Annotated in this window: 5 protein-coding genes and 2 pseudogenes; 5 read left to right on the top strand and 2 right to left on the bottom strand. The window is 48.7% G+C overall.

Features of this window, described 5'->3' with window-relative positions:
* The 5 genes and pseudogenes from H6G46_RS10205 to H6G46_RS10185 form a co-directional block, all read left to right on the top strand.
* The coding region (locus tag H6G46_RS10205; protein WP_242021174.1) for a hypothetical protein at positions 1–405 on the top strand (405 nt) is incomplete at its 5' end.
* A 714-nt stretch (positions 406–1,119) separates the two neighbouring features.
* Entirely contained in the window at positions 1,120–4,485 is a 3,366-nt protein-coding gene (locus tag H6G46_RS10200; protein ID WP_011153850.1) for a hypothetical protein, read from the top strand.
* A gap of 31 nt (positions 4,486–4,516) precedes the next feature.
* Positions 4,517–4,624 (top strand): annotated as a pseudogene (locus tag H6G46_RS18740) (DNA cytosine methyltransferase); the annotation flags it as partial.
* The gene (locus H6G46_RS10190; RefSeq protein ID WP_223211262.1) at positions 4,572–4,964 is read left to right on the top strand and encodes a hypothetical protein; all 393 of its coding nucleotides are present in this window, start codon (positions 4,572–4,574) and stop codon (positions 4,962–4,964) included. The pseudogene H6G46_RS18740 and the gene H6G46_RS10190, both read left to right, overlap by 53 nt.
* Positions 4,965–5,291: 327 nt before the next feature.
* On the top strand, positions 5,292–5,708 hold the full coding sequence (locus tag H6G46_RS10185; protein ID WP_011153853.1) for a cytidine deaminase: 417 nt from the start codon (positions 5,292–5,294) through the stop codon (positions 5,706–5,708).
* A gap of 114 nt (positions 5,709–5,822) precedes the next feature.
* Here H6G46_RS10185 and H6G46_RS10180 read toward each other — a convergent pair whose 3' ends face one another.
* The gene (locus tag H6G46_RS10180) at positions 5,823–6,056 is read right to left on the bottom strand and encodes a hypothetical protein (protein WP_011153854.1); all 234 of its coding nucleotides are present in this window, start codon (positions 6,054–6,056) and stop codon (positions 5,823–5,825) included.
* Positions 6,053–6,250, bottom strand: a pseudogene (locus H6G46_RS10175) (ParA family protein); the annotation flags it as partial. The gene H6G46_RS10180 and the pseudogene H6G46_RS10175, both read right to left, overlap by 4 nt.

Genomic DNA, 6,250 nt, shown 5'->3' with positions numbered 1-6,250 from the left:
GGTTCCGTTGATTTTGTGGCCTGGTATGACCTAGCGGACTTGCTCGACGATCTTTGTGGCCTGGGGGGTTGGGAATGGTTAATCATCGACACCCAACAAATTGGCGATCGCCTCACCCTCACCGGCTCCCTCACAATCCATGGGGATGACCGCAGTTTGACCAGGCAGGCCACCGGCACAGAAGACATTGATTGCAATAGCTACGGTGATCCTTCCAGTAATGCGGAGGCCATGGCCCTGAGAAGATGTTGCGCCAAGTTTGGCCTGGGCCGTGACCTATGGCGGAAAAACAAACCCCAGCCCCTCAAAATGGGACAACGGCAAGAACCAGAGAAACAGACAGTTTTGGCCCCTGGCACTATCTCACGGGAAGAATGGCTCAAGAGAAAACAAGCCAAATCCTAAATAAAATTTCAACCGTCAGTGACACTGAGGGATTCTTGCCCCGAGTAAGCTTTAACCATTGCGGGAAAGTACTTTGGGGCAAAAATAGCCCGGAGATTTAACTATAACCAAGATTGATAAGACCTATAAGTTTCTGTATATTAAATGACTTTTTTACTTTAGCTATTTAGCTAGAAAGTATTTAGATTTATCTGCTCCCACTTAGGAAACAATGCTGATAACCTCTCTATGACTCAAAACTTAACGGTTTTTTATTTCTAGCGCAATTACAAAAACGATGCTACTACCCCCTCACGGTCAACCCAAAGAAAAAATTTTCAAACTCCTTGAAAAAGATGGGACTTTTAAGTTATGGTCTTGAATTACTAGCCTTTACCCCCGGAGTTCTTCTACCCCCATACCCCACTAAAAAAGGCAACGGGCAAAAAAGGCCCATCGCCAATAACAAAAAAATAGTGCAAAATCCTGTAAATTTATTGGGAGGATCCAGCGTTCCCCATTCAGTATTTAGAGGTTTGAAATGTTTCAGCGGCAAGGTCAGCCGCATCCTGTAGTTCCCCAAAACAACCAAAGACCCAAATTCCCTCTTGCTTGGCGGCGGGTGGAATTCAGGTCTGCTCTAGTTGTCCTAAGAAAGGATGCGTATCTAGAAAGAATCGATGTTTGTGCTCTTTGGGAGAGCAAGAAGCAACCAAAGGGAAGGAGGCTTCTGAGATGAAGCATTATAAAACTTCACACGGGGCCTATTCTAGCGCATTCTCCCCCCTCCTAGTCAATAACCCGAACCATTCCAGCTTTGGGCAGAACAAATTACAACCCACCAGCCGCCACAATCCTTGCCCAGTCTGCGCTAAAACCAATGGCAATTGCCGCACCATAGCCGATGGTGGGGTACTGTGCATGACTTTCCCCGACGGAGATGGTCATCCCGATTATCGCTACGTCAAACCCAGTGAGAATGGACTTTGGGGTGTTCATTACCCCCGCAAGGATGGTGATTTTGACCGACAAGCCTGGGAAAAAAGGAAGGAGGAGAGGGAAACCAGAAACCGAGAAATTGAACGGCAACGGCTAGAGAAATGCCTAGACCCGGATCGTCGGGATGCTGAAATAAGGGGCATCCTCAGCCAACTCACTTTGACCGATGGAGCTCGCCGTTACCTGGAAAACCGGAGCGTTCCCCCAGAAATTATTGACCGCTGTCGTTCTGTTAAGAGGTGGCAGAAATTAGCCCAACCTGCCCACGTTAACCTTGCCGGGGTATCGAAGTTAGGTAACCAACTAAACAACGGTTGGGATGGGATTTTAGAGGTGGTTCCTGACCATCTTGGTCGATTGATAGCAATGCGGCTACACGACCCAGACCATAAGACCACTGGCAACCCTAAATATGTTTGGCTTAGCAGTAAGAAGCGAGGTATCACTCCCCACCTGGCTAACGGGGAAAACCCCATAGGACTGTTTTGGCCCGGTGGACTGGCCAGCACCGCCAAACCCCAACGGATCGGATTGTGTGAGGGATTAGAGTTTAAGGCCCCCGCCGCCGCCAATCGCTTGGAATTCCCTGTCATTGGATTCAGTGGCTACCAGTTTTTACAGTCCCCCGAAACCCTTAAGGAGATAATCACCAACCTTAATCCCGATGCTCAATTAGTTCTGATTCCCGATGGGGGAAGTGTTCAGGATGCCCGGATAAGCCGTTCCCATGGCGAAACCTTAGCAACCCTAACCAACCCCGTCACCGTTGCCTGGTGGGGACAATTTACCAAAGCTGATGGCGACATTGACGAGATAGCGGGCGATCGCCTGGTTGAGTTTATCTCCCCTGAACAATTTCTTAGTTACTGTCCCCAACGACCCAAAAGCAAAGTAGAACAGTTTGCCGACTGGATTACTAAGCAGGTCAAACGGGTTAAACCCCAGGGCTTTGGTGCTCCTGTGATTGGGGGGGAACTGTTCACCGGAGACCGGGTTGATGCCCTAATTAAACAGCTAGAAAAAAATCGCTACGTTCTCGATGCTTCCTGGACTGGGGATGGTAAGTCCCATGCCATTGTCCCCCTGGCTAAGGCCCTGTTACATCGACTGGAAACATTGCATCCAGAGCAGGAAATCAAGATTTATCTGACTTCCCATTCCTACCGGCAACCCACGGTGGAGGCTTTAACCGCCATTCAAGCCATGCCCACCCGCCATGGAGACCGGTATTTTCCCCATGGGGAGCTAGAGGAAGCGGCTAACTGTATCCGTTCTAGGCAGTTTAACCAGGTGGCGGAAAAGGGCTATAACCCCCACCAGGGCGGTAAACATAATCCCATTTGTCACTCCTGCCCAGCTTTTAACTACTGTGGTACTGACCCCGGTATGTTCCGCCAGCAACGGCGCTTAGCCCTGCAACACCAAATTATTCGCTGTCACCCCAGCCAAATTCCCGCTAAAGGGGAAAATCAACTGACCGTGGTGATTTGGGATGAACCGGCGGAGGAGCAACCCACCAAAACCATCAATACCAATATTGGGGAGCTAGACCAAGAAATTGCCTACCATCGTCGCCACTCCCAGTTATCATCTGCCCAAAAAAATATTCTGGATCAAATAGCATCTCTGCTAGAAGGGTTAATGGCTGACGCTCCCAAGTTGGGCCTGGACACCGCTGATGTGCTTAACCATAGCCAAGAGCTTAACCAAGAACTACTGGGGGAACTAATTACCCTACTGGAGCAACGGGAACGGGACTTATTTGATATTTTTCCAGCTCCCACCTTGGCCACCTTCAAGGATAACCAGGAAGTTTTTGCAGGTTTAACGGCGAAGGAAACCGCCAAACTCAAGGGCCAGTTCCGCCGCAGTAATCAATACGCTGTGGGGGAAGCGACGAAAATAACGGAGGAAAAACTCCAGGAATTACCCAGCAATGGCCTAATTCATCTACTCCGTTGCCTCCATGGCCAGGCCTCTGTCCAAATCCAATTGTTTCCCCAAAATCTGCTGCTCACCATCGATCGCCGTCACGAGTTGGCCCCCATTCGGGATGCTGATTATGTGATTGCCCTGGATGCCACCAACAATGGGGCGGATTTTGCCTGTTTGCTCAACCTGGCCAAGGACGAGGTGAAAGTAATCAAACGGAAAACGGAAAAACCTTTCCAGAATCTCAAGGTTGTGCAAATTGTGTTGCCGGGGTGGGGTAGCTCCCGACCCAGTGACAAGGCCATGGAAAAGGCGATCGCCGTCAAAGACGCATTATTCCAAGCCTATGGCCCCATGCCAGTGCTCACCTACAAGGCCCAACTGGAAACCCTATTGGCGGAGGGGCAATGGTATCGGGATAGTCGGGGTAGTAATCAATTTGAGGGTCAGCCCCAGATGCTCTCCTGTGGTTTACCCCTGCCTAACCTGGGGGCCATCAAGGCCCAATTCCTGGCCACTGGCGGACAAATTGAAGATTTTGAGGAACATTACCACCGCCGCTCCCAAAGGGAAGTCCTGCAAAACTTTGGTCGTCAACGGGCTAACCGCTACCCCCGCCAGCAATTTACCCATTTCATTGTCACCGGCGACCCCCAGCACAATGCCATCCATGACCTAAGTTGGGTCAAGAAATTTGGGGCGGACTATGTTTGTCTCCATGGTTTTGAAATTACCCCCCACGCTGGCGATCGTTCCCAGATTGCCCGCTGGCATATTGTCGAGGCGATCCGTTCTGGCTTCACCACCGGCAGTGCCATTGCCGAAAAGCTGGGTTGCAGTCGTCGCAATGTGACCGATGTGTTGACCAATGCTGGAGCTACCCTCACTAAAGTTACCAAGACATTACTGGATACAACTGAACTGGGAAGTTCCTCTTATAAACCCCCTATAAGGCTCGGTTCCCACCTGGAGGATCTGCCGCCGGAAATTTTGGCTTTACTAGGAATTGACCTCCCAGAGGCGATCGCCGAAGTGGTGGAAATTATCCAAATTGTCGGTTGGCGATCCTTTGCCGAGGACTATTTACCCACTTTGCCCCAGCGTTTACGCTCTACTATCCTGGCAACTTTCTGGTCTTTCCTTGATACTGGTCCCCCGGCCCCTGTTTGACTTGTTTTTTAACTAAACTGCAAACCTCAATATGAAAAGGAGTTTTAGCCATGGAACCCTTAAACACCTCGACCTATTTGCCGGATGTGGGGGATTCACCCTGGCCGCAGAACAAACCAGAGGAAAAATACAAACAACTCAGTTTGTTGAAATTGACCCCGACTGTCACACCATCCTCCAGCACCACTGGCCCCAGGGTGAAAATAAAACTTCGATGGCCCTTACCAGAAGTACGCCGCCGGCGATCTAGGGGTCAGGGTAGTGGTTATATCCGACTGTACTATTGCGAAAAACAGACCCGCTCCGGTAAGAAATCCTATGAGCAGTACTACTATCACTATGAGCTTGAACTGAAGGGGAAACGGGTTAAACGCTCCGCCTATATTCCCAAGGATAAGCTTGATATGGTGCAGGAATGGGATAGAAAGAAAGTGGATGTAATCCTCATTCTGCAATATCTTGGCAAGGCAACGGACTAATTGACCCCACAACGGCGATCGGTTAGCCTCTTCCGATGGACTGGTGTGGATTGCATAATTAGCCCCTAGTAATTTTTGGAGACTGTTACCTGATCTTTGTTGGATGAACTGAACTTTCACCTAGTTGAGTTTGTAGCCTGATGCGTATGCGAATTACCAAATATTTGCGTACTTGGACTTTTGGATGTTTAGTCAGTTGCCATAAATGCTTTTTGACTACATTGGAAGAATCCGTTTTATTCTCGAAACCCCTGGTAATTTTTTTGAGACTGTTGGATAGCTAGAAAGTACAGTAAAGTCACCAACGGATAATTCGGGGTTTTGCCAATGGTTGATATTTGTTGGGAGCAGTTACATCGATCTGCCATTGAGGTTCGACAAAATGCCTATGCCCCCTATTCTCATTTTTTAGTGGGGGCGGCAGGACTCGTGGATGACGGGCGAATTGTTGTTGGTTGTAATGTCGAAAATGCCTCCTATGGCTTAACCCTTTGTGCCGAGTGTGGTTTGGTTTCCCATTTGATAGCTACTGGCGGGGGACGTTTACTGGCAGTGGTCTGTGTTGATAGTCAGGATAATTATCTTGCTCCCTGTGGCCGCTGTCGTCAGGTTTTGTTGGAGCATGGCGGTAAGGAATTACAAGTTATGACCCCCACCGGGCCGCTATCAATGGCTGAATTATTGCCCTGGTCATTTGGCCCACAAGATTTACGTCGGATTGGTGGATTGAACACAAACCCCTAGTAAAATAACTTGCCCTGTTGCGTATGCAAGTTGACGAATAATCGCTGACTTGCGTAGAAGCTTTTGAAGCCAAGGTTTTTCAATTGTGACTATCCACTGACTTGCGTACTTGCTTTATTGATTACTCAACCATTCAGATAGCAGGGCCTCAACTAAATCAGAAAAATCTCTTTTTTCTTCCTCTTGGAGCAAGGCAATTTTGACATTTCTATAGGTTTCCTTGCGGATATAGGCAGAGACTTGTTCATAATCTGGGTCGCTACGTTTGCCTTTTGTTTTAGGTTTCCTTTGGCTTTCTGTTGGGGCCGTTTGTTTGTGACTGTCCAAAATCCCTTTAAATTTGCTCATGTCAAAATCTCCTCAACAATTTCTTTTCCAGTGGCTTTGTAGTCAGACCAGGCTATACCCGCTTTTGAATCACTCACCTCGGAAACAACAACACCGTTAAGGGATGCCTTCTGAAAGGCGGAATAACGTTTAATTCCTCTTTTAAATAGGGGTAATCCCGCAGTGGTGAGTAACTGTCGAGCCTCGTCACCATC

The organism is Synechocystis sp. FACHB-908, assembly GCF_014698595.1.
Classification (GTDB): domain Bacteria; phylum Cyanobacteriota; class Cyanobacteriia; order Cyanobacteriales; family Microcystaceae; genus Synechocystis.
Note: the sequence above shows the minus strand (reverse complement) of the source record. Positions and strands in the feature narration are given on the sequence as shown.

Excerpts from the sequence above, each read along its gene's own strand:
- H6G46_RS10185 (WP_011153853.1), top strand. The coding sequence starts at position 5,292 with ATGGTTGATATTTGTTGGGAGCAGTTACATCGATCTGCCATTGAGGTT.
- H6G46_RS10200 (WP_011153850.1), top strand. The coding sequence starts at position 1,120 with ATGAAGCATTATAAAACTTCACACGGGGCCTATTCTAGCGCATTCTCC.
- H6G46_RS10180 (WP_011153854.1), bottom strand. The coding sequence starts at position 6,056 with ATGAGCAAATTTAAAGGGATTTTGGACAGTCACAAACAAACGGCCCCA.